Raw genomic sequence first — 26,538 nt, 5'->3', positions numbered from 1 at the left:
GACGTGAGTCTACTAACCCTGCTTGATTCGGTTCGGACGCTACAGACCACATTGCAGACGAAAGCAAAGAACGAACCGGCTACGCGGTTCTACAGTCTGTGGGACAAGGTGTGCCGAGAAGATGTTCTGTTCGACGCCTATCGGCGCTGCCGCGCAAACCGCGGTGCGCCGGGAGTCGATCGAGAGCGCTTTGAGGATATCGAAGAACATGGACGAAACGACTGGCTGGAAAGATTGCAGCAAGAGTTAAAGGCCAAGACTTATCGGCCTCAGCCCTTGCTGCGCGTATGGATCCCCAAAGCTAGTGGTGGCGAAAGGCCACTCGGTATTCCAACTGTTCGGGACCGTGTGGTGCAGATGGCGGTATTGCTGGTAACAGGTCCGATCTTCGAAGTGGACTTGTTTCGCTGGCAATATGGCTTTCGGACGGGAGTGGACGCAAAGATGGCGTTACGGCGCATCCATTTCGGCATTGTCGATCGGGGTGCACGGGATGTTGTCGATGCTGACCTGTCTGATTATTTCAACACCATTCCGCATGGCGACCTGATGCGCTGTGTGGCTCGGCGTATAGCCGACGGCTCCGTGCTGTCGGTGATACGTGACTGGCTCAATGCGCCTGTGATCGAACGCACATCGAACGGTGAGCGGCAATCCACGGAAGCAAAGGACAGTCATCGAGGCACACCGCAAGGTGGCGTGATATCGCCACTGCTTGCAAACCTGTACTTCCGACGGTTCATGCTGGCTTGGTATGGCCACGGCTACGCCGATAAGTATCAGGCGGAAATCGTGAATTATGCCGATGACTTTGTGATCCTCTGTCGCGAAGGACGTGGTGAGGGAGCCATGGGAGCGATGCGGCACTTGATGGGAAAACTTGGCCTGACGGTCAACGAGAAGAAAACTCGGCTGGTGAAGTTGCCGGACGAAAGGTTTGACTTCCTCGGTTATACCGTCGGTCGCTTCTATGGTTTGGGAGGCCGTCCGTACTGGGGCACTCGGCCGTCGAAGAAGTCTATCAAGCGGCTGAAGGATGCGGTCCACGACGCCACCACGGGGCGTTGGAACGCCTTTGATGTAGAAAGTCGAGTCACGGAATTGAATCCGTTGTTGCGGGGTTGGGCCGGTTATTTTAGTCAGGGCCCAGTGACGCGGATTTATGAAGATCTCGACCGGTACGTCGCGCGGCGCCTACGGGTCTGGTTGATGCGCAAACGCGGGAAGACGGGAACGGGGTACCGCCAATACTCTGACCAGTTCCTTTACGAATCATTGGGACTGATACGCCTCCGCACGCTTGCCGCCAACCGTTCGAACGCGAAGGTCTGATGTTCTGAAAGAGAGCCGGATGCGGGAAATCCGCACGTCCGGTTCGATGAGCGGGATGTGGAAACGGAGCTATGGTGAGGTTATTCGGGCACCGCCAGACGAAAGGGGCGGCAACAGACAAACCAACCCTACCGCCACCGCGCCACATCTCGACTCTACCAATGGGCCACGCTTCGTTTTCCACATAGCGAATCAGTTTTGGCCACTGACCGGCAAGATACCTCAGGGCTTCGCCTAATTTTCCGCTCGGCGCAGTCGTATCGAGATGGTGGTCAAGGAGTCTCTTGATTTCCGTGAGCACTGCACGACTGTAGCGCCGACGTAAGCGCGCTCGCCAGTTGGACTTCTTATGCGCGTGCGACTCCGCCGCATAGAGCTTGGCAATGAGATGGATGAATTGCGTGGACGGCTGATGTACACCACGCGCCTCTTTGGGTAACCCGTCTTCCGCTTTCACGAAGTAACGTCTCGCGTGAACCCAGCAACCTAAATGCACGGCGCCATGGGTTTGCGCGATTGCGTTGTATGGTTCGTAGCCGTCGCTCATCAGCACGGCGCCGTGGCGCATGCCTGCCCATAGGTTTGACCCGTGTTGCGTGCCACGCCCGGGTGCATATCCGAAGAGCCGCACGAGTCGCCCGCTGCCGTTGATTTGGCACCACATATAGCTCTTGGTTTGCGCCGCTCGCCCAGGCTCCTTGAGCACTTGCACGGTGGTCTCGTCACCGAACACAATCTCGCTGTCGAGTAAGTGATCCCGCAATAAATTGATGATGGGCTGCACCGCCTCGCCCAGGCGCACGACACTGGCCGCAAGCGTATTGCGCGAGATGTCACCGCCGAAGCGTTTGAGCAGCGCCGCAATGCGATACAGCGGCAACCCATCCATGAACTTCGACACCACGAACCAGGCCAGCGCCGCTTCGGTGAACAAACCCTTCGAGATGATGCGCAAACGCGCCGGCGTAACCTTGATGCCCTGGTCACACTCTGCGCACGCGTACTTCACGCGCTCGTGACGAATCACCCGTACTTGCTGTGGAACGATGTCAAGCTGCTCGCTGACTTCGACGCCGATCTCGATCAACGTCGTGCCGTCGTTTGGGCAGGTACGTTCTGATTCGGGCAATTCGTAGCGAATCACTTCACGCAGCAGAGCAGGATCAAGCGGCTTTCGACCGGGCTTCTTACGTTTATGACCCGCGACCTCAGTTTCAGCTTCGTCAGATTGTGCCGGCGCCGTCGCTGCGGTGGGGGCAAGCGCTTCGGCTTCGTTCAGAAACAGGTCCCGCTGCTCAGCACTACGTGCTTCGCTCTTGGCGCCGAACAACTGGCGCTGGAACGCTTTGAGTTGTTCCTTGAGAAGGTCGCGTTCGACCTTGGTCACCCGTAGTTCGCCGCGCAACGCTCGGCTATCGGCAAGCGCCGCATTACGCTCAGCGATGAGCTCGGCGAGCTCTTCGGCGGTGATCGAGTGGGATTTGTGAATGTCGCGGGCCATGGCGTAACAATAGCCAATCGCGAGCCTTCGTAGGTTTACGGGAAATTCTAAATATCTAACCGGCGTCTCGTGAATGCGACAGACAAACGAGACGCACCGGTCGTACGCGTGAGCGTGGCTAGCTCGCGCGCATGTAGTGACGGGCCGAATGCTTCTTCATGGCCGCTAGGTCGACACCGTCGAGCAGCCAATGCAACTGTTCCACCGTCAGCTCAAGAACTGCCGCCTCGCGGGGCCATGCGAAGCGGTCTGCCTCTAACCGTTTGATCAATAGCCAGAAGCCCGTTCGGTTCCACAGGATGAGCTTTACACGGTCGCGCCGCTTGTTGGTAAAAGCATAAACCGCGGGAGTGTCACGCGCAGTTGTAAATTAATACAGCAACGCGTTTAGGAATTGATACACCTCGTTGTAGGGTTGCTCTTTTTGGGCGGCCCGTGATCAGCTACGAGGAGTACATGGAAATCGAGATTCTGCGTCGCCAAGGGAATAGCCTGCGAGACATCGCGGTAGAGACTGGCATGGCCGTCAACACGGTTCGGAAATATCTGGCATTAGGTCCTCCGCATCGCAAAGTGCGTGAGCCCGTCGTGAGTAAGCTTGCGCCGTTTAAGTCGTATCTTCAGGGCCGGGTCGAAGCAGCAAAGCCAGACTGGATCCCGGCGACGGTGCTCAAGCGAGAGATTGAGGAGCGCGGCTACAAAGGCGGATTGCGACAGGTTCAGGACTATCTGCAGAAACTTCGACCCGCTGCGCGTCCCGACCCAGTAGTCAGATTCGAGACCGAGCCGGGCCAACAGATGCAGATGGACTGGATCGAGTTTCGTAAGCCGGGGCACAAGCTCGGCATGCTCGCCGCGTTCGTCGCGACGTTGGGCTACAGCCGCGTAAGTTACGCGGAGTTTGTCACCGACATGCGTATTGAAACGCTGCTGGCTTGCCACGTGCGGGCATTCGAGGCATTTGGAGGCGTCACCAGAGAAATCGTGTATGACAATATGAAAACGGTAATCCTGAAACGCGATGCATATGGCAAAAAACAGCATCGATATCATCCAGGATTCGCCGACTTCGCTAAACATCACGGGTTCGTGCCTCGCGTCTGCAAACCATACCGTGCAAAGACGAAAGGCAAAGTCGAGCGTATGAATGGTTATTTGCGCTACAGCTTCTGGGTCCCGTTGGTCTCAATGCTTAAACAAGCCGGGTTGACAGCGGACTGTGGCCTTTGCAATGAGCGTGTCAGGCGGTGGCTGCGCGACGTTGCCAACGTTCGTCTTCATGGCACCACGAAACGCGTACCAGCTGAGGTATTGCTCGAAGAGCGCCCACATTTGCTGCCGCTGCCGGCACCGTACGTGGGACGGTCGGTCCGAACTGGAGCGACGCCGCATGAGCAACCGAAACCGGTATCGCGGTATGCAACGTCGGAATGGGAAAAACCGCTGCAGCATCCGTTGTCGGTCTACGATGCCTTCAGCCGAACGCAGGAGGTGAACGCATGACGCCGCAGCTCGAGCGACTGACCGTGTTGTGTAAGCAACTCAACCTCCTGCATTTGCCGACGCAGATTGCGCACCTTGGACAAATGGCTGCGAAGCGCGAGCTTGGCTATCTCGACTTCCTCGAACACGCGTTAAAAGATGAAGCAATGGCTCGCACGGAACGAATGCGCCGGATGCTGACCCGTCTCGCCGGCTTCCCGGCGATCAAGACGCTTGATGATTTCGATTTCGAGTTCGCACTCGGCGTACCCAAACCGCTAGTACTCGAGCTAAGCAGCCTAGCCTTTGTGGAGCGTGCGGAGAATGTCGTACTGCTCGGACCTAGTGGCGTGGGTAAAACTCACCTCGCATTGGCACTTGGATATCGTGCAACGCAGGCCGGGTTCCGCGTTCGCTTTATCACCGCCGCCGACCTCCTGATGCAATTGACGACCGCGTTGCGGCGTAACCAGCTCGAGGAAACCATCAAGCGCATCACGAAGCCGTACAGACTTCTGATCATTGATGAGATGGGGTACCTGCCAATGGATCGGGAACAGGCGAACTTACTCTTCCAGGTCATTGCCAAAAGATACGAAACGGGCAGTCTCGTCCTCACCAGCAATTTGCCGTTCGGTCAGTGGGATCAGACCTTTGCCGACGACGCGACGCTGACTGCGGCGTTGCTTGACCGGCTGCTTCATCATGCACACGTCGTACCGATCTCCGGTGAATCGTATCGGCTAAAGGAAAAACGTCAGGCTGGGATGATCAACAGAATTGCGCCGCCGCAATTGCACGACGGGGACGACATCAAACGCAGACGCAGTTCAAAGGAGGTAGCACCCAGCCAATAACCGCGTGAGTAGGTGTATTAATTTCCAATTGCGTTTGCGTACGAAGCTGTATCAACTTGAGATTGCGTTTGACAGGAGCGAACGGGTCGAGTTTCAATGCTTGCTCGACCAACGCAACCAACCCGTTGATCCCTTTACGACCGTCGACGGCGTCGCGGTGAAGGAAGACCTTCAAGCCTCCGTCGAATCGAAACATGGCAAGGCACTCAGTGCAGTTAGTAGTGACAGCAACTGATCGTCACGAGCATCATCGAATTCAACCTTGATGCCGTTGGGAAATCGAATCTCCAAGCGAGGTGCAGTCTCCCTTGGCTGGGCCTGAGTTGGAAGCACGGGTATGAAAGCCGCTGCCGCCGGGTTCAAGGTCTTAGCCTCCGGCACGATCCCGGTGCTCGCCCGCCGTTTTTTATCAGCCGTAACCCACGTACGCAGCAAGTTCGCGTTTAATCCGTGGTCCAGTGCGAGACGTGCGACGGACACGCCCGGCGCCATGCAGGCCTCGGTCAGTTCTCGCTTGGCTTTCGGGTCGTACACGCATCGACCGTCCTGCTTGCGGCCTACAATAAGCCGCGCTTTTAACTCTGAGATGATGTCAGTCATAGATGTCCACGTTAATTTACGTGGACATATGGTCGCCACTGTGAGGCGCTTCCGCAAGACGCTGACAACGGACCGCTTACGGATGAGACTCATCACTGCGGCCTGACGCCGGCCCGCGCGAGCTGAACCCGCGAAGAGCCAGTTTCCCCTGCTAACGGCAACCGGCCTTATTTGGTTTTCGCAGGTTCACTACGCGCTGGTCAACGTGCCGCTGCCATCATGAGTCTGGTGCGTTCCGCTCAGCTCAATGGGCACGACCCATACGCATACTTAAAAGACGTCCTTACGCGACTGCCGACACAGCGGGCCGACCAGATTGCCGAATTGCTTCCGCATAACTGGGTACCACCCGTCCCCTGATTGAGCTCACCCCTGACTTTGCCGGGCGCTTACAAACGCAGTAAGCGCATCCCGAAGGACGTCTTGACTGGAGCCGTTTTGCAAGCGTGCCATGCGCCCGGCACTGACATCTGCGATGGTAGCTACAATTGAAGCTCTAAATGGGAGACATGTTGTGAGCAACGAACCGATCCAGGGACAGCGTTACGAGATCACCGTATCAGGCAACGGCGAAACGCTTTGGATCAATGGAGAGGACGGGTTGTGTTGGGCGCGGTTCAGCAAGCGGTTCGGCATTGACGTACACCGAAATGCGTCGTTGCAATCTGCGGCAAGCGAGTGTTTGTATTGCACCCACACCAGGGCTGGAGTTGATGACTGGGCAATTTTTCGTGCCGAGGTGTTACGACATCACGGCGCCGTTGTTCCAGCCGATGCACTTTGTTTTGAATGAACGGCGCGTAGCTCGGGAAATTGCCACGGTAGCAGTTCATTGACCCGGTTGATCGGGAGGTCAGCGATGCGTGTGAGCACGAAACGCAGGTACGCCTCGGGATCGACACTGTTGAGTTTCGCCGTGCCGATAAGACTGTAGATCGCGGCCGCACGTTCGCCGCCTGAGTCGGCGCCGGCAAACAGATAGTTCCGCCGGCCGATTGCGACCCCGCGCAACGCACGCTCTACTTGCAGGTTGTCGATTTCGAGCCGGCCATCGTCGCAGTAGCGCGTGAGCGCTTCCCATCGGTTAAGGGCGTAGAGGATCGCTCGACTCGTATCGGATTTTTGCGAGAGAGTGCCTAGTGTGATGGTGAGCCACGTATGGAGTTGGGCGAGTAGTGCCCGCGCATGCGCCTGTCGATAGGCCCGACGCTCATCAGGTGGTTTGCCCCGGATCGTTTCCTCGATCCTATACAAGCCGCCGATACGCTCAAGCGCTTCGGTGTTCAGGGCATTTGGACGGGCCGCATGCAATTCGTAGAATTGTCTTCGAGCGTGTGCCCAACACGCTGCTTCAGTCACACGTCCGGTTTCATAAATGGCCTGGTACCCGCCGTATGCGTCAGCTTGCAATGTGCCGCTGAATGACTCGAGATGCTGTTGTGGATGGATGCCCTTGCGATCTGGCGTGTAGGCAAACCATACCGCCGGCGGCGTCATATCAGCCGAGGCACGATCATCACGCACATACACCCACAGGCGGCCCGTCTTCGTCTTGCCGTTGCCGGGTGCGAGCACCGGTACAGGCGTGTCATCGGCATGAAGTTTAGTCGCTGCCATCACATGGCGACGTAACGCCTCAACGAGCGGTTGCAGGAGCGTCGCGCAGTGACCCACCCACTTCGCGAGCAAAGAACGATCAAGCTCCACACCTTCGCGTGCGTATATTGCCGACTGCCGATAAAGCGGCAAGTGATCGGCGAACTTCGAGACCAGCACGTGAGCTAAAAGACCGGGGCCGGCCAGACCGCGCTCGATGGGTCGACTCGGCGCGGCCACTTGTGCGATGTGGTCACAACAAGAGCACGCGAACTTCGGTCGCACATGCCGGACTACGCGGAAGCTTGCCGGTACATACTCGAGTTGTTCAGCAACGTCTTCGCCCAGCGGCTTCATCTTGCTGCCACACCCCGGGCATGTCTCGCCCGACTCAGGCAAATACGTTTGAACATCGCGCGGCAGATGTTCGGGCAATGGCCTACGCGGTGCTTGTTCTGGCGCCGTAAGTGTTGCCTTTCGAATTTCAACCGGCGTCGCGCATTCGTCGACTTCGAGCTCTTCGAGTCGCAGTTCGAGTTGCTCGATCTGTCGATCCAATTTCTCGGACTTGCGACCGAACTGCATGCGGCGGAGTTTCGCGATCAACTGCTTCAAGTGCTCGATCTCAGCCTTACCCGTGGCGATGACCGCCTCCTGGGAGTCGACGACATCCTGTAGGCGTTCAATGCGCGCGTCGCGCTCGCGCAGCAGCGCTTTCAAGGCATCGATGTCGTCGGGAAGGGTGTCGGCCGAAGTCATGACCGACAGTTTACGTGTCCGCGCCGACGTTTACAACGCGGATGTGGGCTGCGCCGTGCGCGTGGGCTGGCGCCAGTCAATGCCCTCGAGCAGCATTGAGAGTTGCGCGGGACTCAAGTAGACCGTTCCGCTGGTGGCCTGTGGCCACACGAAGCGCCCCTTCTCGAGCCGCTTCGTGAGCAAGCACATGCCGTCGCCGCTCCACCACAGTACCTTGAGCAGGTCGCCACGCTTGCCACGGAAGACGAACGCGTGACCACTGAACGGGTCACGTTCGAGGACAGTTTGCACCTTCGCGGCGAGGCTATTGAAGCCTCCACGCATGTCGGTGACGCCCGCGGCCAGCCACACACGTGTGCCAGTGGGTGGTCCTAGCGTCATTGAGCGTCACGCAAGCTAGCCAGCACAACGCGCAGCACGTCCAGATCAGGGTTGCCTTCGAAGCGAACCCGGACCGCTCCGCACTCCACTGTGATGGTTGGGTGCTGCGTCGATGGCGTGATTTGCACCGGGAGAAATGATTCTTGTGCCGGCAATAGCGTCGCCGGTGGCGAGGGCGACCGTTGACGTCGCCACTTCGCGACCATGTTCGCGTTCAGACCGTGTTCCTGAGCAACCTCAGCGATCGAACGCTCCGGGTCGTTAGCTTGCGCTGCCACCATCTCCCGGAATTCTTCCGTGTAGTTTCTTGAGCCGCGGGGGCGGCCTGGTGCGCTCACTTCCATGATTCTGATTCCCACTAGATCTGGTGGGAATCAGAATGCCGAAGCCGCGTCGCTATTAACAGGCGGTGCTGATGACTCGCTTACCAAACGCATGAAGTTCCGCCACCTGCAGCGGCCTGTTTTCGCGAAAAAGGCCTTGGGCATCTTTATGTCATTCGAAAGGAGGGGCGCTATTCGGGCACGTACGATGCTCATCGCATGTGTCTCACCGGAGCTGTTCCATAGGTCGGTGATTCCCCGTTGGGCCGGCGTTAGTGCCGGCCTCTTTTTGTGCATTGCGGTAGCGTGACCGCCGCCCTTAGAAGCGATGGGAAACTGGCGGCTCGCTACTAAAGCTTCTGCTTTGCCGTGTGCGTATCGAGATTCCCGACCAAGCTTCATTTTGTCATGTGTACTGCCTTCGCTTCTCGGCGTTGGATGCCGGAGTCAGGTTTCCTGGTTCGCTTCTTTTATCAAAGGTAAGAGACGGCCCCTCAAACAGCCATTACAAGTGCGTCTTTACGCTCGGGTACCATAGCTGCAAATCGATCCCAAACGCTTGCTCTGAGGTATCCGTGATGTTGTCGCTTGGCTCGCTCTCCAACGAGAAGCAGGCACTAGTTGTCCGGATCGCTTGGGAGCGTAATCAAGGTTTTCATGTCAAAACGAGAAGACGAAAAGACGCGCTCCGCCGAGAATGTTCGTGACCAAAACGTAGAGGGACCACGAAGTGAGACGGACATCTCCCACGACTCATCGTTAGTGGGACGCACAGGTCCGTTAAACGAAGCTGCACTTCTCGGACGCAAGACTCCGCCTAGACCAGATTCAGCGGCCGCTAACGTAGGTCGCAATGCCGCGAGCCCAGTAGAGCTCGCGCGAGCACTCGCTGGTCTTCTACTTGGCTATGCGTTGCTTCTTGCAGGAAACGGCTTGTTCCAAACGCTGATTCCGCTGCGCATGATCCAGTCGGATTACTCGACACTCGTCATCGGTTTGATTCAATCGTGCTACTACGCGGGCTACATATTGGGCGCAGTGGTCAACCGGCGACTTATCGATCGCATCGGTCAACACCGCACGTTCGTGGCTTTTTCCGCAGCGGCATCGATTCTGGCACTTGCGTTTGGCGGTGCACATTCAGCTTGGGCGCTCGGGTGCATTCGCTTGCTCACGGGCGTGGCGTTCATGGGGCTGTACACGTCGGTCGAGAGTTGGCTCAACGGTACTGTCGAGAACAGCAAGCGTGGACAAGTGTTCGGTCTTTATGCTGCTCTCGGCTACCTCGCGATCGGGAGCGGGCAGTTCTTGCTTAATGTGGGTGTCGACTCGCCTGCGCAGCAGTTCTCGATTGCTGCTGCTCTCTTTGCGGCAGCGGTGATGCCCGTCACGCTGATGGAAGGCTGGCCGGTCAGGGTGAGGGACGAGAACCTCGAGCGGGTGCCGGTGCGGGCATGGCGTGAGAGCCTGCGCGATATGAAGAACGCAACGCCACTAGCTGTGCCCGGGTGCATCCTGGCTGGCTTCATTTACAGTAGCTTTTATTCAATGATGCCGGTCTATCTTGAGCGATCGGGCTATTCGACCCATGAGATAGCAACGTTTATGGGGGTCGCTCTCATTGGAGCGTTATTACCTCAGTTTCCGATGGGACGTTTGTCCGATCGGATTGACCGTCGGCGTCTTGTTTACTGGACAGCAGTGACTTCGGCTGTGCTCAGCGTCGTGCTAATGTGTTTTGATGTTCGTGAGGTCACATGGTGTGCGACATTGGTATATGTCGCTGTCACATTCACGCAGTACGGGCTGATCGTTTCGCACGTGCAGGATCGAACAGAGGCTCATCTCCGGGTCGCGGTTTCAGTAATGCTTTTAGTATTGTTTTCGCTCGGAGGCATGACCGGACCAACGTTGGCTTCAACGACGATGATGCTTGTGGGGCCTCGAGGCTTGTTTGCCTTCAACGCGATTTCTTGTGCGCTCTTGGCGTTGAGTGCCAGGCACGCGCTTACCTTAGCTGCGCGAAACCACGCGGCTCGTACACCATACGTGAAGTAGGTGCGCGTGGCTTCGCAGACAGTGTGAGAAGTCGAAGCGGCACTTTCTCGGTTTTCTTGTTAATTGCAAACAGAACCGGTGAATTCTTTCACCGCTATGGGCTGTTCGACGGCTCGTGCCGCAGCAAGGAGGCAGCCGAAATCAAGAGTATGGACATGTCTTTTAAAGCATCTACGCTGCTGCTTGAGCAGCGAATATTCACACAGGTGGGGTAACACGAAAAGTAATTTGAATACAATTGTCAGCTAGCTTTATTCCGCCATAGTCGCTGAGTTTGCTGCCACCGGCGATCTTGAAAGATTCCATATAGTAATCTGCGGCTTCTTTCGGCTAGGCGTGTACCCATGATAATTGAAGATGATCGTCCAGACTTGATTGAGCATGCGCGTCATGAAAAAGCGACCAACGTTGCAAAAGTAGACATTTCATCTCTCAAAGCGGCGGAAATCGCCGTCAACCCTCTCGAGCCAACTATCTTCCACGAGCGTTGGTGGCTCGACATTGCAACCGACGGTCGGTGCAAATTTTCTGAAGTAGTGGAGAAGGGGAAGGTCGTGGGACGCATGCCTTATGTGCTCAAAGAAAATCGAAAGCTTTCGATCATCGACATGCCGCCGCTAACACATTTTCTCGGGCCCGCGACTGTTGACGGAAAAGCAAAAGAGAACACTCGCTTCTTACGTCGCCTTGATATAACTCGAGCGCTTATTGAACAACTGCCCAAGGTATCGTCAACCTACATTAAATGCCACCGTGGGGTGTCGGACATCTTGGCCTTTCAGAATCAAGCCTTCAGATCCTCGGTGCAATTTACCCATGAGATATCGCCGCAGCCAATACAGGACGTGTGGGCAGGTATGCGGGACAAGGGCCGAAATGGCATTCGGATTGCGCGTAACTCTTTGACTGTCTACCGTGACCTAACCTCGAATGAATTCATCCAAGTATACGGACGTAACCTCGAGTCCCTCGGTCACAAGAACTATATGAACATGAGCCTCGCTGCCAGAATCATCGAGTCGACTCTGGCAAGAAGCAAGGGAATGCTATTCGGTGCGCGTAACGCAAAGGGCGAACTACTCGCTGCTATCTTCTGTGTTTGGGACCATGGGTCATATTACTATTTGATGTCGACGCGCACGATCGACGCGCATCGCGGGGCGACAAGCTTGCTTCTCTGGGAAGCGATCAGCGATGCGATGCAAAAAGGTCTTATCTTCGACTTTGACGGCATTGTCGACGAAGGAAGCGCTCGACTCGCGGCAAACTTCAGCGGCACGGTCGCGCCTAGATACATCGGAACTCGTGAAACTCGCGGGATGCACATTTTGCGAGCGCTCCAGTCCGTGCGCCAACTTCCGAATTTCTTTTGCCGTTAGGGCACGTGCACAGGTCTTCAAACTGTTGCGGCGGCACGGCGCAGACGTAGCGCTTCGCCTGATTAAGGTCATTTCAAACACTCCGTGGCTAAATCTGATGCCTGCGAGGTAATCGTTCACACGTAATATGGTATCGGTCATAATATGGCATTCCAAAAACTGCCAGTGCCGATGGCCAATCAAGCGATATGTCCGACCTGAAAGTTGATCGAAACGCGAAAACACTTCGAGAGTTGACCCTTGAAAAGCTTCGTGAGGCCATTGTTCAAGGTTATTTTCGCCCCGGCGCCCGGCTGGTCGAGCGAACACTGTGCGAGGAACTGGGCGTGAGTCGAACTGTTGTTCGCGAGGTTCTACGTCATCTCGAGACCGAAGGGCTCGTTGAAATCGCGGCGGGTCATGGTCCGATTGTCGCTCGGCTCGACCCCACGCAGGTAGGGGAGATCTACGAGTTGCGCGGTCTGCTTGAGGCCAACGCAGCGCGCGCTTGCGCGGAAAAGGCTACGCCGCAAACTATCGAGAAGCTCCGGGGCATTCGTCGAAAAATCGAGAAGGCGTTCGAGAAGAACGCGTTCGCCGACGTCCTGACGCATACTGAGGCATTCTATGACGCGCTTTTCGAGGGCGCGCAAAAGACGGTCTCCCTAGCGGTCGTGCGTACACTCAACACCCGAATCAATCGACTACGCGCCTTGACAATTTCTTCGGCGGGCCGTGGCGCCGAGTCCAACAAGGAAATGAATACGCTGCTCGCGGCCATTGAGCGGGGCGACGGCGCTGCGGCTTTCAAAGCGTCGACCGCGCACATCCAGCGGGTTTCGCAACTTGCACAAGACGCACTGAATAAGCTTCCAGAGCCAGATTAAGGACGTTACTGTCAGCTTCGATTCAACCGCCTACGGGCGGTTTTTTTTCGTCCACTTCCCAACCCAACGACTACAAGCGAAGCATTATGGTATTCCATAATACCATCGTCTGCTCTACGGCAATAATATGGTATCCCATAAGCTGCTAAGCGTAGCAGCGGCTTTTTGGGGAGACGGTTTTGAAACAGCGAAGCAATTTCAAGTTCGATGCTAGGGAGTTCGCGTCGTGGCACAAGAAGTAAGCAGCCGGATCTCGGGTGACACCGCGGCCGGCACGCGATTCAGCCTTTACGCATCCCGCACCGGCGAACCTGTCGAAACTGTGGTGCTAATCCACGGTGTCGGTATGAATCACAGCGTCTGGGTTCGCCAAATCGATGCGCTAACTGCCCGTTTTCAGGTGCTGGCTTACGACATGCTTGGCCACGGCGAAAGTGTTTTACCAAGCGCGAACCCGACGCTCGCCGATTACGCAGTGCAACTTGCAGCGCTGCTTGAGCATTTGAGAATCAGCCGCACGCACGTTGTTGGACATTCAATGGGCGCACTCGTCGCATTGGAGTTCGCGCTGACAAATCCGGCGCGCACATTGAGCGTCGCCGCACTGAACGCTGTATATGACCGCACCCCCGCGCAGCGCTCGGCCGTCATGAAGCGGGCTATGACGCTTCACGAAATCCCGGCGGAAGCAGGAAAGGATGCACACAAGAACGCGATTGCGGGGGCTGACGCGACGATCGCGCGATGGTTCGGCGAGCCGGTGCCCGCCCATTTAATTCAGGCCGCGCAAGACTTACGTTCGCTTCTGACGAACGTGAATTCGGTTGGGTACGCCCGTACATATCGGCTGTTCGCAAGCTCGGACGATGCTCATATCGGCCGTCTTGGCGAACTCTGCGCCCCCGCGCTTTTCTTGACCGGCGAATTCGATCCAAATTCAAGCCCGGCGATGTCGAAAGCTATGGCTGCGGCAACGCGCAACGGACAGGCGGAAGTCATTTCCGGCGCCCGCCACATGATGAACGTCACCGACCCTTCGCCCGTCAACGAGCGGCTCCTTGGCTTTTTGACCAAAGCGGCTGCCCCAACTACTCGCGTGCAAACGATGCGCGACACCCATAACGGAGAACGTCATGACTGACACGATCAATGAGCAGCTGCTCGATCCCACGGAGTTCCGTCGCGCACTGGGCGCTTTCGTGACGGGCGTCACCGTCGTCACGACTATTCAACCCGACGGCTCGCCGCGCGGATTTACCGCGAACTCGTTCACCTCAGTATCGCTCGATCCTCCACTGGTGCTCGTGTGCATCGCGAAGACTGCGTCAAGCCACGCGGTGTTCTCGACGACCGATCACTTTGCGGTGAGCGTGCTTGCAGATGCGCAGAAAGCGGTATCGGGCGTTTTTGCATCGAAGTCTCCGGACAAATTTAGTCAGGTCGACTGGCATGCGCGCGTCACAGGCGCGCCGCTAATGAGCGGAGCTGCTGCGAGCTTCGATTGCAAAACCCACGATGTCGTCGATGCAGGTGACCACATCATTCTGATTGGCCGCGTGGTTGATTTCACGCATACGACCTCGTCACCGCTTGGTTATTGCCGTGGCGCCTACGTGAACTTTGGCTTGTCTCAGGAAGCCCTTGCTGCTGCAGGGTCGCGAGCAAGAGTTGGTGCGATCCTCGAGCTCGACGATGGTCTCGTATTCCTTGAAACGGCCAATGGCCTGGAATTACCTGCCGGCATCCGCCTCGAGCCGTCGAACGACCCGAACAGTCTGCGAGGTGTGCTCGCCACGCTCGGACTGGACGCGCATCTCGACTTCCTCTTCGCCGTGTTTGAAGGCGGCGGCGGACAGGGAGCCGGGGTCAACGTGTATTACCGCGGACGCGTCGCAAGCGACGGCTTGGCTTTGCCATCGGCGCGCATTCGAGTCGTGCCGCTCGCTCAAATTCCGTGGAGCGAGATTCGTAACGACGCCGTGCGTTCGATGCTCGAACGCTACGTGCGCGAGCGCAGCGAAGATGCGTTCGGCATTTATGTCGGCGACAGCGCGGCGGGAAAGGTTCAGTCGCTTGTACCTTCTCACTGAGCTCCGCAGAGCTTGGCTGAGCGCAGACGCCCGCATGCGCAAACCCCGTTTGCGCTGCGCCATTTGTGTTGGACGGAAAGCGGGCTCAATCCGCTCTAATGCCCCCAAATCAACGCTGTGTGGAACTGTACCGCCAACGAACCGATCGCTGCTCCGTTGGCGATGCTAACTCGAGAAAACCCATGTTCTACGAAATCCGTACTTATCGCATCAAAACGGGCGCGGTTCCGGCCTACCTGAAGCTCGTTGAAGAAGAGGGGATCGAGCTTCAGAAGAAGTACCTGCAGGACCTTGTTGGCTACTTCTTTTCAGAGATCGGTCCACTCAATCAAATCGTCCATATCTGGGCCTATCCGTCGCTTGACGAGCGCGAACGCAGACGCGCTGCACTCGCCAACGATCCGGCATGGCAGGCCTTTGCACCAAAAATTCAGGCGCTGATGGAAGAGATGGAAAACAAAATCATGAAGCCGACCAGCTTCTCGCCGCTTAACTAAAAACCGATCCAGACCGCGATAAAGCGGCTTTAACCTTCACAGCAGGAGACGGGTATGAACACACGAAATGCACGTTTTGCAGCCTCAATGATTACCGCAGGGGCAGCCTGCTTGTCGAGCGGACTGGCACACGCGGCGGACCCGATCGTTTTCACGAGTTGGGGTGGCACCACGCAATCGTCGCAGCAAAAAGACTGGGCGCAGCCCTACTCGCAAGCGACGGGTGTCAACGTGTTGATGGATGGTCCGACGGATTACGGCAAGCTCAAGGCGATGGTCGAGAGCGGTAACGCGACATGGGATGTGGTTGACGTCGAAGGCGACTTTGCCTTCGTGGCGGAGAAGGCCGGACTTGTGGAGCCGATTGACTACAACGTCGTGAAAAAGAATGACCTCGACCCGCGGTTTGCCACGCCAAGTGCGGTGGGGAGCTTTTATTACTCGTTTGTGTTGGGTTACAGCAAGACAAAGTATGCGAGCGCCCAGCCCGCCAACTGGACCGACCTCTTCGATACCAAGAAATATCCTGGCAAGCGTACGTTCTATAAGTGGTCAGCGCCTGGCGTGCTCGAAGTCGCGTTGCTTGCGGATGGCGTGCCGCCCAACAAGCTCTATCCGCTGGATCTCGACCGTGCATTCAAGAAGCTCGACACGATCAAGACCGACATCGTCTGGTGGAGCGGCGGGGCGCAATCGCAGCAATTGCTCGCATCGGGCGAAGCGCCAATGGGCGTGTTCTGGAATGGCCGTCTGCACGCGCTTGCGCAAACGGGCGTGCCGGTCGGAATCTCGTGGAACCAGAACCTGACGGCGGCAGACATGCTTGTGGTACCTAAGGGCTCAAAGCACAAAGCCGAAGCCATGAAATTCCTCGCCTACGCAACAAGCGCTCAGGCGCAAGCGAAGTTTGCGACCGATACCGGATACGCGCCGATCAATGTGAACTCGCCTGCGCTGATGCCGGCCGCAGTTGCCAAGCAGCTCCCGGATCAATACAAGAGCTCGCAGATTAACCTCGACATGAAGTACTGGGCCGACAATCGCGACGCGATTGCCAAGCGCTGGTACGCGTGGCAATCAAAGTAAGTCTTCGCGTTCACGGTTGAGCGTCAGACACTATAAGCCCGGATGAAAGTCACCATGCCAAATGTCCTCAGTACTGTTGCGCCGCCTGTTGCGCCAGCACGGCGCAAACCCGATTGGCGAAGCATGCGCCTGCTTGCTCCCGCGCTGCTGTTGCTTGCAATTTTCTTTGTCTTGCCCGTGCTGTCGCTGCTGCTTCGTAGCATCCTGGAACCCACGCCGGGCCTTCACAACTATACGGAACTGCTGGGCTCGACCACTTACCTGAAGGTTTTTGGCAACACCTTCCTGGTCGCAACGGTCGTCACAGTCGTCACAGTGCTCATCGGTTTTCCGACGGGGTGGCTGCTTGCCATCGCGCCACGCAAGATCAGTTCTTTTTTGTTCTCGATCCTGTTGCTGTCAATGTGGACGAACCTGCTTGCGCGCACCTTCGCATGGATGGTGCTGTTGCAATCAACAGGGCCCATCAACCGTTTGCTGATAACGCTTCATATCATCAATGAACCATTGCCGCTGGTAAATAATCTAGTGGGCGTGACCATCGGCATGACCTATATCATGCTGCCGTTTCTTGTCATGCCGCTACACGCGACCATACGAAGCATTGACGCATCCACGCTGCGTGCGGCGGCAGTCTGCGGAGCAAGCCGTTGGCAGGCGTTCTGGCGCGTGCTGGTGCCGCTTGCGGCGCCGGGCGTCGCCTCAGGTGCTTTGATGGTGTTTGTGATGGCGCTGGGCTATTTCGTCACGCCAGCATTGCTTGGCGGGCCGTCGTACATGATGCTCGCTGAACTCATCGCTCAACTCGTTCAGGGCATGCTGAACTGGGGTTTGGCCGGCGCCGCTGCGTTTGTCTTGCTCGCGGTAACCCTCGGTTTGTTCGCGTTGCAAATGCGCTTTACAGGTGGCGTACGTGCAAGTGTGGGAGGGCGCTGACATGTTGCTCGACTTCGATCGGCTGGGATCTCTCAGGTGGGTGTTGATTGCAATTGGCAGCGCGGTCGGCCTCTTCTTGCTGCTACCCATCCTCTTTATCGTGGCGCTTTCGTTCGGCGACTCACAGTGGCTCATTTTTCCGCCGCCTGGCTGGACGCTCGAGTGGTATCGCCAGTTGTTCACCGACTCGGGGTGGGTGGATGCGCTCCTCACGAGCGCCAAGCTCGCTGTGATCGTGACGGTACTGTCTGTGGTGCTGGGTCTGCTCGCGTCGCTTGCGCTGGTGCGCGGTACGTTCCGTGGACGAAGCGCCGCGCAAGCGTTTTTCCTCACCCCGATGGTGCTGCCCGTTGTTGTTCTGGCGGTTGCCCTGTATGCGTTCAGCTTGCGGGTCGGACTAAATGGCACCACGACCGGGTTCGTGATTGGCCATCTGATCATTGCATTGCCATTTTCAATTATTTCCATCAGCAACTCGCTGGCGAGCTTCGATACATCGCTCGAAGATGCAGCGCTTATTTGCGGCGCGTCGCCACTCGAAGTGAAGCTGCGTGTGACATTGCCCGCAATTCATCTGGGCATCTTCGCAGCGGCAATCTTTTCGTTCCTCGCTTCCTGGGATGAAGTTGTCGTGTCGATATTCATGTCAAGCCCGACTTTGCAGACGTTACCTGTGCGTATCTGGTCAACGTTACGGCAAGACCTGACACCCGTTGTCGCCGCGGCGTCATCGCTGCTCGTCGCACTGACAACGTTTTTAATGCTTGCGGCCGCGGTCCTGCGCCGTCCCCGTTCGATCAAGTGAGATACGTGCCATGACATCCGCATTCATGCAAATCCAGCGCTTGCGCAAAACCTACGATGACGTTGTTGCCATCGACCAAGTCTCGCTTGACATCAAACGTGGCGAATTCATGACCTTTCTTGGGCCCTCAGGTTCGGGCAAGAGCACGACCCTCTACATCGTCGCAGGCTTCCAGGAGCCGACCGAGGGTCGTGTCCTGCTCGACGGCAAGCCGCTTTTATCAGTCGCGCCCAATAAGCGCAACATCGGCATGGTGTTTCAGCGCTATACGCTTTTCCCGCATCTCACCGTGGGCGAAAACGTCGCGTTTCCGTTGCGGGTGCGCCGCCGCCCCGATGCTGAGATCAAGCAGAAGGTCGAGAAGATGCTGGCGCTTCTGCATCTGTCGGATCTGCGCGACCGGATGCCTGCGCAACTGTCCGGTGGCCAGCAGCAGCGCGTAGCCATTGCGCGAGCGCTCGCCTACGATCCGCCGGTGCTGCTGATGGATGAGCCGCTGTCCGCGCTCGACAAGAAGCTGCGCGAGGAAATTCAGCTTGAGCTGCGCCGCATTCACCAAGAGACGGGTGTGACAATTTTGTACGTCACGCATGATCAGGAGGAGGCACTGCGCCTGTCCGACCGTATCGCGGTGTTCAACAAGGGACGCATTGAGCAATGCGGCACGGGAGAGGAGCTGTATGCCAATCCCGCGTCCAAGTTTGTTGCGAACTTTATCGGCAACTCCAATTTCCTCCCGGTGCGCGTGACCGCAAGCAGTGCGGAGGAGTCAAGCGGTGTGTTTCCCAACGGGCTTGCTGTTGCGGCCGCCGGCAACGCGGCGCTCAAGTCGGGCGATGACGGTACCTTGATGGTGCGCCCGGAACAACTACGTCTACGCGCGCTTGGCGCCTCAAACGGCTCTGCCGGATTGCCCGTGACCGTGCGCGACATCACATATCTGGGCGACGCGATGCATTACGCGGTGGCGACCCCTTGGGAGCAGGAAATTTCAATTCGCATGCCCGCGGGCGACCATCGCGACAGTGGCCTTCTGGTCGGCACGCAAGCGCTGATGGACTGGGATGCGCGCGACGTCCGGCTGTTCGCGCAGGCCTGAGAAACCACCCGCTTACACCGCTCGAATTGCGCAGTTTCTTTTCATCTTGAGTCGAGCGCGCTGAACCCGGCGGCAAACAGATGGGTTTTGCCTGATCTGTCCGTTCAGTTCGCGCCAGCCGGAGTGCCTCGCTCTTAACCTTGCGACCGACTTTGGCTGTTCGCACGGTCTTATAAACAAAAACAGAGCTTCACATGCGCGAGACACTGCTTTCCCTGAAAGTCGAACGGACGAACACTACGCTTCGCGAGCTCGCGTTGCAGAAAATGCGCACCGCCATTCTCGATGCACGCTTCCAGCCAGGCGACCGCCTCGTGGAGCGTGCGCTGTGCGAAGAGTTAGGCGTCAGTCGTACCGTTGTGCGCGAAGTGCTACGCCATCTGGAAACAGAAGGATTGGTCGAGACACTCGCGAATCAGGGGCCGATTGTCGCGATTCTGGACGTCAATACCGCTGTGGAGATTTACGAGATCCGTGCGTTGCTGGAAGGGGAGGCGGCGATGGCCTGCGCGCAAAGCGCCAACCAAAAGATCGTCAGCGCGCTCGCGGAATGCATTGAGGAGATCCAGGCTGCGTTCAATGAGCAGGACCATCACGCCGTGCGAGATTTGACCACCGCATTTTATGAACGCATGTTCACCGGCGGCGGAAAAAACGTCGCTTGGGAGATCGTACAGTCCCTGACCGCGCGGATAAATCGGCTACGAGCATTGACCATCGCGTCCGACGATCGAGGCCGACAAGCGGTTCAGGAAATGCGCCACATTCTTGCAGCCATCAACGCACACAATCCCTGCGGCGCGCGCGATGCGGCTCAGGCGCACGTTGAACGGGTAGCGGAAATCGCGCAACAACTTTTGAGCGATGGGCCGCCTAGCGCGTCTCAAAAGCTCACCGGCTAGTGGAGCAATCGAAGCGTAAAGCAATCGCGAGCCATCTCAACCAGACCCGGTTCACCGAATCGTCGGAAGGCGGCCATGGGAGAGCCATTTCGGCGAACAAGAACCTCTTCGAACTGACTAATGACATGCGTTTTCGCCCATTCGAGCGTGGGCATTCGGACGTCTCTTTACTGTAAAGGAATAATTGTGGAATTGAAATCCCGACTCAAGGACGCAGCGCTTATGCGTCATCAGGCTTTCATTGACGGCCAGTGGTGTTCATCAGATTCTAGCGCGAGCTTCGACGTGTTGGATCCAGCAACCGGGCGTGCATTAGGCAGTGTTCCAAAAATGGGCGAAGCGGAGACGCTGCGCGCAATAGACGCGGCCAATGCAGCATGGCCGGCATGGCGCGCGAAGACGGCGAAGGATCGGGCGCTGGTGCTGCGGCGTTGGTATGACCTGATGCTTAAGCATGCGGACGACCTCGCGCTTATTCTCACCTCGGAGCAGGGCAAACCGCTCGCCGAAGCAAAGGGCGAGATTCTGTACGCCGCGTCTTTCATTGAGTGGTTTGCTGAGGAAGGCAAGCGTGTGGCTGGAGACACCCTCGCCACGCCTGCCGCAGATAAACGGATTGTCGTGGTGAAGGAGCCTATTGGCGTATGCGCGGCGATCACGCCGTGGAATTTCCCAGCTGCGATGATCACGCGCAAGGTCGGACCTGCGCTAGCAGCGGGTTGCCCGATCGTCGTCAAGCCCGCTGAATCGACCCCGTTCACCGCGTTCGCCATGGCCGTGCTGGCCGAGCGAGCAGGCATTCCCGCCGGCGTGCTCAATGTAGTGACGGGCGATCCTAAAGAGATTGGCCGCGCAATCACAGATAGCCCTCTGGTGCGGAAGCTGTCTTTCACAGGCTCAACGGGTGTGGGGCGCCTGTTGATGGCGCAAAGCGCGCCCACGGTGAAGAAGGTGACGCTGGAACTCGGTGGCAACGCGCCGTTCCTCGTATTCGAGGACGCCGATCTAGATGCCGCGGTCGAAGGCGCGATCGCCTCCAAGTATCGCAACAACGGTCAGACGTGTGTCTGTACGAACCGGTTCTACGTGCACGATAGCGTGTACGACGTGTTTGCGCAAAAACTTGCTGACGCCGTTGGAAAACTAAAGGTCGGACATGGTATCGAGGCTGGCGTAACGCTCGGACCGCTTATTGATGAGCAGGCCGTCAAGAAGATCGAAGCCCATATCGCCGATGCAGTGGGTAAGGGCGCCGAGATCGTGGTAGGCGGCGAGCGTCACGCATTAGGGCACGGTTTCTTTGAGCCGACCGTACTCAAAAATGTCACCGCTAGCATGTGCGTCGCAAAGGAAGAGACGTTTGGGCCACTCGCTCCGTTGTTTCGCTTTTCAAGTGATGAGGAGGTCGTGCGTCTGGCCAACGACACGGAGTTCGGGCTTGCCGCGTATTTTTACAGCCGCGACATCGGGCGAATCTGGCGTGTAGCTGAAGCGCTCGAATACGGCATGGTCGGTATCAACACCGGCGCCATCTCGAATGAGGTTGCGCCGTTTGGTGGCGTCAAGCAATCCGGGCTGGGACGCGAAGGATCGCACTATGGTATCGACGACTATCTGGTCATCAAATATCTGTGCATGGCGCTCTGACGTGTAAGTGCACGGATAGGGACAAGTATTCGATGCTTATGCAGGACGCGAGGCGCTGCTCGGTCGAGGTGATCGAGCAGGCGTCGTGCAGGCCCAGATCGACGCATGTACCGCCAAGTGTTGAACGCAGCTCGACCTTTGCAGAAACACGACTGACCGCTGACAATTATCCGTGTTGCGCCGCGCTGGGTAATTCGGGTACCGAAGATCTATCCGATATCGTCGAGTTGCTCAACATTTAGCCGAAAAAGGCAAGTCAGGCGATGATAGCGTTTCTCCCTTTACCGTGCGAGAGAAGAGGGAAGCAGTCTCAAGGGAGTTTTGGCAAGGCAATGCCAGGAGTCTCGCCCAAAGGAGTAAAACCATTGTGTCCGCCACGATTGAGGCGGGGAGGGCTTTTTATTCCATAGCGTCCGCGAACACGCCTGTCAGTGGAAGGCGCCCTTCATGTCGTATAGCAGCGTTGTCACGTCCGCGCCAAACGAGCCAGTTGTACGAAGCGCGTAAGGATCTGGCGCGCTACGGGCGTTTCTTGCAGGCGCTCAACAATATTATCTGCGTTCAGTCCTGTTTCGGGCGATCTATTGGCAGCGTGCTGAATGCACGTCGCTGCAATTTGCGGGGTGAATTCAGGATGAAATTGCGTAGAGATGGCGTTCGGACCATAGCGCACGATTTGATGGGGGTCGTGCGCCGACGATGCAAGAATCCGCGCCCCGGGCGGTAATTCGAGTATTGTTTGCTCGTGAAACAAGTGTGCCGCGAATTCTCGCGGCACCTTGTCGAAGAGTCCGTCATGGTCAGCCGCAGGCGCCAGTGTGATCGGTTGACACCCGAGCTCGCACCCTTGCGGATGGTAGCCAACGCGGCCGCCAAGTGCATGCGCCATCAGTTGATGACCGTAGCACACACCGAAGAGCGGCATGCCGACCGCCATAGTTTCGCGAATCCACTGCGCTGTTGCCTCGCTCCAGGCAGGGCGCGCTGTCACCATCGCCCACGAGCCCGTAACGACTGCCACGAGATCCCGAGTCGGTTGGGGCAGTGGCTCGCCTTCGAAAGCGCGGACCACTTTGAAATTTCGGAGCTCACACCCCATCGCACGACTGAACCACTCCGGGAAATCTCCGTGGGACTTCCGGACTTCGTCGGGCGGCGTGCCGACTTGCACAAGCAACAGCGAAAAAGGTGAAACCATGATTTCAGTTGTAATTCGATTGTCTACTCAAGCTCGAGGCGAAATTCGCCGCCTAAGATGCGTGCTACTAATGTCGTCCGCAGATCACTCGAGGCAAACATCTGGGCCGCTAGCGTCTGGGATGGGAAAATAACCCGCTCCCAGTCATTCACTTTGAAGCGTGGGCGCCTGCCGGCGCGCCTCGACCCGAGTGAACGTTATTCTTGGTCGCAATCGCGTAGTAGACAAGCGCGGGGGCCACCATACCGACCATCCAGGAAATGTCAGCACCGCCGAGAACATTCGCCCAAGGCCCACGGAAGAAGCTTTCCTCCATGAAGGGGACTTGAATAAGAATGCCAAGGATGTAAACAACAATCGCCTTCCCATTAAACGACCCGTATGCGCCGTCAGTGCTGCCGATAATCTCCGAGACTTGATAGTGCCGATCGTTGACCAGATAAAAATCAACCAAATTGATCGCAATCCACGGCACCAGCACAATGCGCATGGCAAAGATGGCGTTCAGGAAAATCGAGAGAAAATTGCTCGACGCCCACAATGCCGTCATTGTCGACAAGATTAAGAGGACGGTGGACACGGTGATCCGCACGCTGCGACCAGGGATCCAGCTTGGACGAAAGGTTTGTGCGGCCGTGATGAAAGACAGCACTGCGCCGTACAGATTCATCCCGTTGTGGCCAATGATGTTGACCAGGAACAGAAAGATCAGCAGATAGCCGAAGACACCCGTTTGTGTCTGGATGGCATGCATGGCGTCCGTACCGCCGCCCGTACTCACCGCCACCGCGCCGAAAACGAACGCGAAGATCGTACCCAACGACGTGCCGAAGTACGTGAACGCGAAGGTCCTCCCGAAGCCAGTCGATTTGGGGAGATAGCGTGAGTAATCGGAGGTGTACGGTGCGAAGCTGATTTGCCACACGGCGCACAGTCCGAACATCGCAAACCAGTTCGCACTTTCGAAGTGGCCCTGCTGAAGCACCTGTGCATTGATACCGGGAGCAATCATGCCCATGCCAATCAGCAGTGCGCAGCCCATGAACCACGCGCCCACCTTGTTGAAACGATGGATGAAGTGATACCCCACAACGCCGATGAGCGTAGAGAGAACGGCCCCTGCAACTGTGCCGATTGGTTCGGCGACGATCGGGACAACCGCATGAAGCGTCTTCCCCGCCAGGATGATGTTGGAGACAAAGAAGCCGAGATAGATCACGGTGGTAAAGCCCACCACGAGCAGAGACCCGTACCGGCCAAACTGCGCCCGGCTCTGGATCATTTGCGGCACCCCCACGAGCGGTCCCTGCGCCGACGTCAACGCATGAAAAAGCGCACCGAAGAACTGCCCAGCCACAATCGCCAGCAGCGCGCTCACAAGATCAAGCTTAAAAACCAAAATTGAGGTGGCGCCCGAAATCACGGCGAGCGGTGCGACGTTCGTGCAAAACCACAAGGTGAACAGATCTGCGGGCTTGCCATGCCGATGCTCCGGCCCAACGTAATCAATCGAGTTACTCTCAATGGTCAGAACGCTCGTGTCGTTCCCCGAATCTTTCATGGTGTCTCCATCCATCCTGATTGTTTGGCTACGCATCGCTCCGTTCATTTAGCATGGCACGGCGTAGCCGCAGCGGCGATGAGCCTTTGCTGCAATTGAATGCATTACGCTTAGCGCATCACAAAGGGATCACTGATTGGATCATCGGACGTGCGCAGCCACACCGTTCTTGTTGTTGTGTATTCCAGTGCTGCGCTGAATCCGCCTTCGCGACCATGTCCGGAGAGACCGAAGCCGCCGAACGGCGCAAGTGGCGAAATCGCTCTGTAGGTGTTGATCCAGATGATGCCCGACTGGATGCGTTTGGACACGCGATGTGCACGCGTCAAATTGGTCGTGAAAATACCGGCGGCAAGTCCATAGACCGTGCTGTTGGCTTTTTGAATGGCTTCGTCTTCCGAGGCAAAGGTATCGACCGATAGCACCGGCCCAAAAAGCTCCTTCGTGATGCAGTCCGGGAGTTCAACATCGGTACAGTCGAGAATCGTCGGCGCGTAGTAAAAACCATCCTGGTCCAGCGACTTCGCGCCTGCGAGCACCTTCACGCCTTGCTGCAAGGAACGCTGTACAACCGCCTCGATCGTCCCGCGTTGCCGCTCGGTACAAAGCGGCCCGAACTCTGTTTCGATGTCGTTTGGCGAGCCGATGCGAATGCGCGCGACGCGCTCAATCAAGAGCGCCAGGAACTGCTCTTTAATGGACTCATCGACCAGCAAACGCGAGCCTGCTACGCAACTCTGTCCGCTCGCCGCAAAAATGGCCGCCACTTGTGCGTTCACCGCGCTCTGAATATCGGCGTCGGCGAACACAATGAAAGGCGACTTGCCACCCAGTTCCAGCGATACCTTCGCGAGGTTGTGCGATGTGTTCGTGACAATGTGCCTGGCGGTCTCGGGTCCACCTGTAAAGGCAACCTTTGCCACCTTCGGGTGGCTGCTGAGCACCGCACCGCACTGCGGCCCAAAACCCGTGATGACGTTGACCACACCCGGCGGAAAGCCCGCCTCGTGAATCAGCTTGGCAAACTCAAGCAGCGGCCCCGGCGCGTCCTCGGAAGCCTTGAGCACCACCGTGCAGCCGGCCGCGAGCGCGGGCCCGAGCTTGACGGCGGAGAGGAACAGTTGGCTATTCCACGGCACGATCGCCGCGACCACGCCGACCGGTTCACGCTCGAGCCAGACTTGCATGTCTGGCTTATCCACCGGGATGTGGCTTCCTTCGAGTTTGTCGGCGATGCCTGCGTAGTAGCGATAAAACTCGGCGACGTACGCGATCTGACTTTGCGTTTCCCGGATGATCTTGCCGGTGTCGTTGGTTTCGATCTCGGCAAGCTGCGGCGCCGCTTTTTCTACGAGCTCGGCCAGCCGATAGAGCAGCTTTCCACGCGCCGATGCGGTGAGCGCCCCCCAGGTAGGGTCGCTGAGGGCTCGGCTCGCGGCTTCCACCGCTCGATTGACCTGCTCGGTCCGAGCCTCGGGCATTTTCGCCCAGACCTGGCCCGTGGCTGGATTCACGCTGTCGAAACTCGCGGCGCCCGGCTCGAAGTGACCGTCGATGTAAAGCTCAAATTGCGGATTCATAGG

General features: G+C 57.4%; 24 protein-coding genes and 2 pseudogenes. 16 read left to right on the top strand and 10 right to left on the bottom strand.

The genetic code is table 11. The annotated features are described in order from the left end of the window. Positions 1–3 precede the first annotated feature (3 nt). A complete protein-coding gene (gene ltrA, locus ACRWA7_RS35350; protein ID WP_438395213.1) occupies positions 4–1,332 on the top strand; it encodes a group II intron reverse transcriptase/maturase in 1,329 nt (442 codons plus the stop codon). A 160-nt stretch (positions 1,333–1,492) separates the two neighbouring features. On the opposite strand, the pseudogene tnpC (ACRWA7_RS35345) reads toward ltrA, so the two are convergent. Both tnpC (ACRWA7_RS35345) and tnpB (ACRWA7_RS35340) read right to left on the bottom strand, forming a co-directional pair. Further along, a pseudogene (gene tnpC, locus ACRWA7_RS35345) lies at positions 1,493–2,833 on the bottom strand (IS66 family transposase); the annotation flags it as partial. A 118-nt stretch (positions 2,834–2,951) separates the two neighbouring features. Then, the gene (gene tnpB / locus ACRWA7_RS35340) at positions 2,952–3,131 is read right to left on the bottom strand and encodes an IS66 family insertion sequence element accessory protein TnpB (RefSeq protein ID WP_438397437.1); all 180 of its coding nucleotides are present in this window, start codon (positions 3,129–3,131) and stop codon (positions 2,952–2,954) included. 137 nt (positions 3,132–3,268) lie between these two features. On the opposite strand from tnpB (ACRWA7_RS35340), the gene istA reads away from it, so the two are divergent. After that, positions 3,269–4,336 (top strand): IS21 family transposase, encoded by a 1,068-nt coding sequence (gene istA / locus ACRWA7_RS35335; RefSeq protein WP_438391857.1) that lies wholly within the window; start codon positions 3,269–3,271, stop codon positions 4,334–4,336. Next, positions 4,333–5,172 (top strand): IS21-like element helper ATPase IstB, encoded by an 840-nt coding sequence (gene istB / locus ACRWA7_RS35330; protein WP_438391858.1) that lies wholly within the window; start codon positions 4,333–4,335, stop codon positions 5,170–5,172. Before istA ends, istB begins: the two co-directional genes overlap by 4 nt. On the opposite strand, the gene tnpB (ACRWA7_RS35325) is transcribed toward istB, so the two are convergent. Together tnpB (ACRWA7_RS35325) and tnpA (ACRWA7_RS35320) are read right to left on the bottom strand one after the other, a co-directional pair. Then, entirely contained in the window at positions 5,129–5,368 is a 240-nt protein-coding gene (tnpB, locus tag ACRWA7_RS35325) for an IS66 family insertion sequence element accessory protein TnpB (RefSeq protein WP_438397308.1), read from the bottom strand. The genes istB and tnpB (ACRWA7_RS35325) overlap by 44 nt on opposite strands. Further along, complete coding sequence (gene tnpA / locus ACRWA7_RS35320) at positions 5,344–5,772, bottom strand: IS66-like element accessory protein TnpA (protein WP_438397307.1); 429 nt, start codon at positions 5,770–5,772, stop codon at positions 5,344–5,346. The genes tnpB (ACRWA7_RS35325) and tnpA (ACRWA7_RS35320) overlap by 25 nt, the downstream gene beginning before the upstream one ends. Positions 5,773–5,943: 171 nt before the next feature. Between tnpA (ACRWA7_RS35320) and ACRWA7_RS35315 the strand changes: the two are divergent. After that, positions 5,944–6,132, top strand: a pseudogene (locus ACRWA7_RS35315) (transposase domain-containing protein); the annotation flags it as partial. A gap of 390 nt (positions 6,133–6,522) precedes the next feature. On the opposite strand, the gene tnpC (ACRWA7_RS35310) reads toward ACRWA7_RS35315, so the two are convergent. The 3 genes from tnpC (ACRWA7_RS35310) to tnpA (ACRWA7_RS35300) are packed head-to-tail and all read right to left on the bottom strand — an operon-like array spanning position 6,523 to position 8,852. After that, positions 6,523–8,127 carry an IS66 family transposase gene (gene tnpC, locus ACRWA7_RS35310; RefSeq protein WP_438397305.1) on the bottom strand — a complete coding sequence of 535 codons (1,605 nt, stop codon included), beginning with the start codon at positions 8,125–8,127 and terminating at the stop codon, positions 6,523–6,525. 30 nt (positions 8,128–8,157) lie between these two features. Next, a complete protein-coding gene (gene tnpB / locus ACRWA7_RS35305; RefSeq protein ID WP_438397303.1) occupies positions 8,158–8,508 on the bottom strand; it encodes an IS66 family insertion sequence element accessory protein TnpB in 351 nt (116 codons plus the stop codon). After that, positions 8,505–8,852 carry an IS66-like element accessory protein TnpA gene (gene tnpA, locus ACRWA7_RS35300; protein WP_438397302.1) on the bottom strand — a complete coding sequence of 116 codons (348 nt, stop codon included), beginning with the start codon at positions 8,850–8,852 and terminating at the stop codon, positions 8,505–8,507. Before tnpA (ACRWA7_RS35300) ends, tnpB (ACRWA7_RS35305) begins: the two co-directional genes overlap by 4 nt. Positions 8,853–9,764: 912 nt before the next feature. Between tnpA (ACRWA7_RS35300) and ACRWA7_RS35295 the strand changes: the two genes are divergently transcribed. The 12 genes from ACRWA7_RS35295 to ACRWA7_RS35240 all read left to right on the top strand — a co-directional run bounded on the left by ACRWA7_RS35295 (position 9,765) and on the right by ACRWA7_RS35240 (position 22,196). Beyond that, a complete protein-coding gene (locus ACRWA7_RS35295) occupies positions 9,765–10,889 on the top strand; it encodes an MFS transporter (RefSeq protein WP_438397300.1) in 1,125 nt (374 codons plus the stop codon). A 344-nt stretch (positions 10,890–11,233) separates the two neighbouring features. Next, the gene (locus ACRWA7_RS35290) at positions 11,234–12,268 is read left to right on the top strand and encodes a GNAT family N-acetyltransferase (protein ID WP_438397299.1); all 1,035 of its coding nucleotides are present in this window, start codon (positions 11,234–11,236) and stop codon (positions 12,266–12,268) included. Between the two features lie 188 nt (positions 12,269–12,456). Further along, a complete protein-coding gene (locus ACRWA7_RS35285; protein WP_438397298.1) occupies positions 12,457–13,134 on the top strand; it encodes a GntR family transcriptional regulator in 678 nt (225 codons plus the stop codon). 226 nt (positions 13,135–13,360) lie between these two features. Further along, a complete protein-coding gene (locus tag ACRWA7_RS35280; protein ID WP_438397297.1) occupies positions 13,361–14,275 on the top strand; it encodes an alpha/beta fold hydrolase in 915 nt (304 codons plus the stop codon). Next, positions 14,268–15,224, top strand: coding sequence for a flavin reductase family protein (locus ACRWA7_RS35275; protein ID WP_438397295.1), 957 nt, complete (start codon positions 14,268–14,270; stop codon positions 15,222–15,224). Before ACRWA7_RS35280 ends, ACRWA7_RS35275 begins: the two co-directional genes overlap by 8 nt. Positions 15,225–15,406: 182 nt before the next feature. Next, positions 15,407–15,721, top strand: coding sequence for an NIPSNAP family protein (locus ACRWA7_RS35270; RefSeq protein ID WP_438397294.1), 315 nt, complete (start codon positions 15,407–15,409; stop codon positions 15,719–15,721). A gap of 87 nt (positions 15,722–15,808) precedes the next feature. Then, positions 15,809–16,807: an ABC transporter substrate-binding protein gene (locus ACRWA7_RS35265; protein WP_438397436.1), complete on the top strand. Its 999-nt coding sequence runs from the start codon at positions 15,809–15,811 to the stop codon at positions 16,805–16,807. A 54-nt stretch (positions 16,808–16,861) separates the two neighbouring features. Further along, positions 16,862–17,743, top strand: a complete 882-nt coding sequence (locus ACRWA7_RS35260) for an ABC transporter permease (protein ID WP_438397292.1) — start codon at positions 16,862–16,864, stop codon at positions 17,741–17,743. A gap of 1 nt (position 17,744) precedes the next feature. Then, positions 17,745–18,548 carry an ABC transporter permease gene (locus tag ACRWA7_RS35255; RefSeq protein WP_438397290.1) on the top strand — a complete coding sequence of 268 codons (804 nt, stop codon included), beginning with the start codon at positions 17,745–17,747 and terminating at the stop codon, positions 18,546–18,548. A gap of 10 nt (positions 18,549–18,558) precedes the next feature. Then, positions 18,559–19,647: an ABC transporter ATP-binding protein gene (locus tag ACRWA7_RS35250; RefSeq protein ID WP_438397288.1), complete on the top strand. Its 1,089-nt coding sequence runs from the start codon at positions 18,559–18,561 to the stop codon at positions 19,645–19,647. A gap of 194 nt (positions 19,648–19,841) precedes the next feature. After that, the gene (locus ACRWA7_RS35245) at positions 19,842–20,549 is read left to right on the top strand and encodes a GntR family transcriptional regulator (protein ID WP_438397286.1); all 708 of its coding nucleotides are present in this window, start codon (positions 19,842–19,844) and stop codon (positions 20,547–20,549) included. Positions 20,550–20,771: 222 nt separating this feature from the next. Beyond that, positions 20,772–22,196 (top strand): NAD-dependent succinate-semialdehyde dehydrogenase, encoded by a 1,425-nt coding sequence (locus tag ACRWA7_RS35240; RefSeq protein WP_438397435.1) that lies wholly within the window; start codon positions 20,772–20,774, stop codon positions 22,194–22,196. Between the two features lie 466 nt (positions 22,197–22,662). Here the strand turns inward: ACRWA7_RS35240 and ACRWA7_RS35235 are convergent, their stop codons facing one another. The 3 genes from ACRWA7_RS35235 to ACRWA7_RS35225 all read right to left on the bottom strand — a co-directional run bounded on the left by ACRWA7_RS35235 (position 22,663) and on the right by ACRWA7_RS35225 (position 26,535). Next, a complete protein-coding gene (locus ACRWA7_RS35235; protein WP_438397284.1) occupies positions 22,663–23,394 on the bottom strand; it encodes a glutamine amidotransferase in 732 nt (243 codons plus the stop codon). 148 nt (positions 23,395–23,542) lie between these two features. After that, positions 23,543–24,955, bottom strand: coding sequence for a purine-cytosine permease family protein (locus ACRWA7_RS35230; protein ID WP_438397283.1), 1,413 nt, complete (start codon positions 24,953–24,955; stop codon positions 23,543–23,545). 110 nt (positions 24,956–25,065) lie between these two features. Further along, a complete protein-coding gene (locus tag ACRWA7_RS35225) occupies positions 25,066–26,535 on the bottom strand; it encodes an aldehyde dehydrogenase (protein WP_438397282.1) in 1,470 nt (489 codons plus the stop codon). Positions 26,536–26,538 lie beyond the last annotated feature (3 nt).

The sequence above is a fragment of the Caballeronia sp. DA-9 genome (assembly GCF_051615025.1).
GTDB classification, from domain to species: domain Bacteria; phylum Pseudomonadota; class Gammaproteobacteria; order Burkholderiales; family Burkholderiaceae; genus Caballeronia; species Caballeronia sordidicola.
Note: the sequence above shows the minus strand (reverse complement) of the source record. Positions and strands in the feature narration are given on the sequence as shown.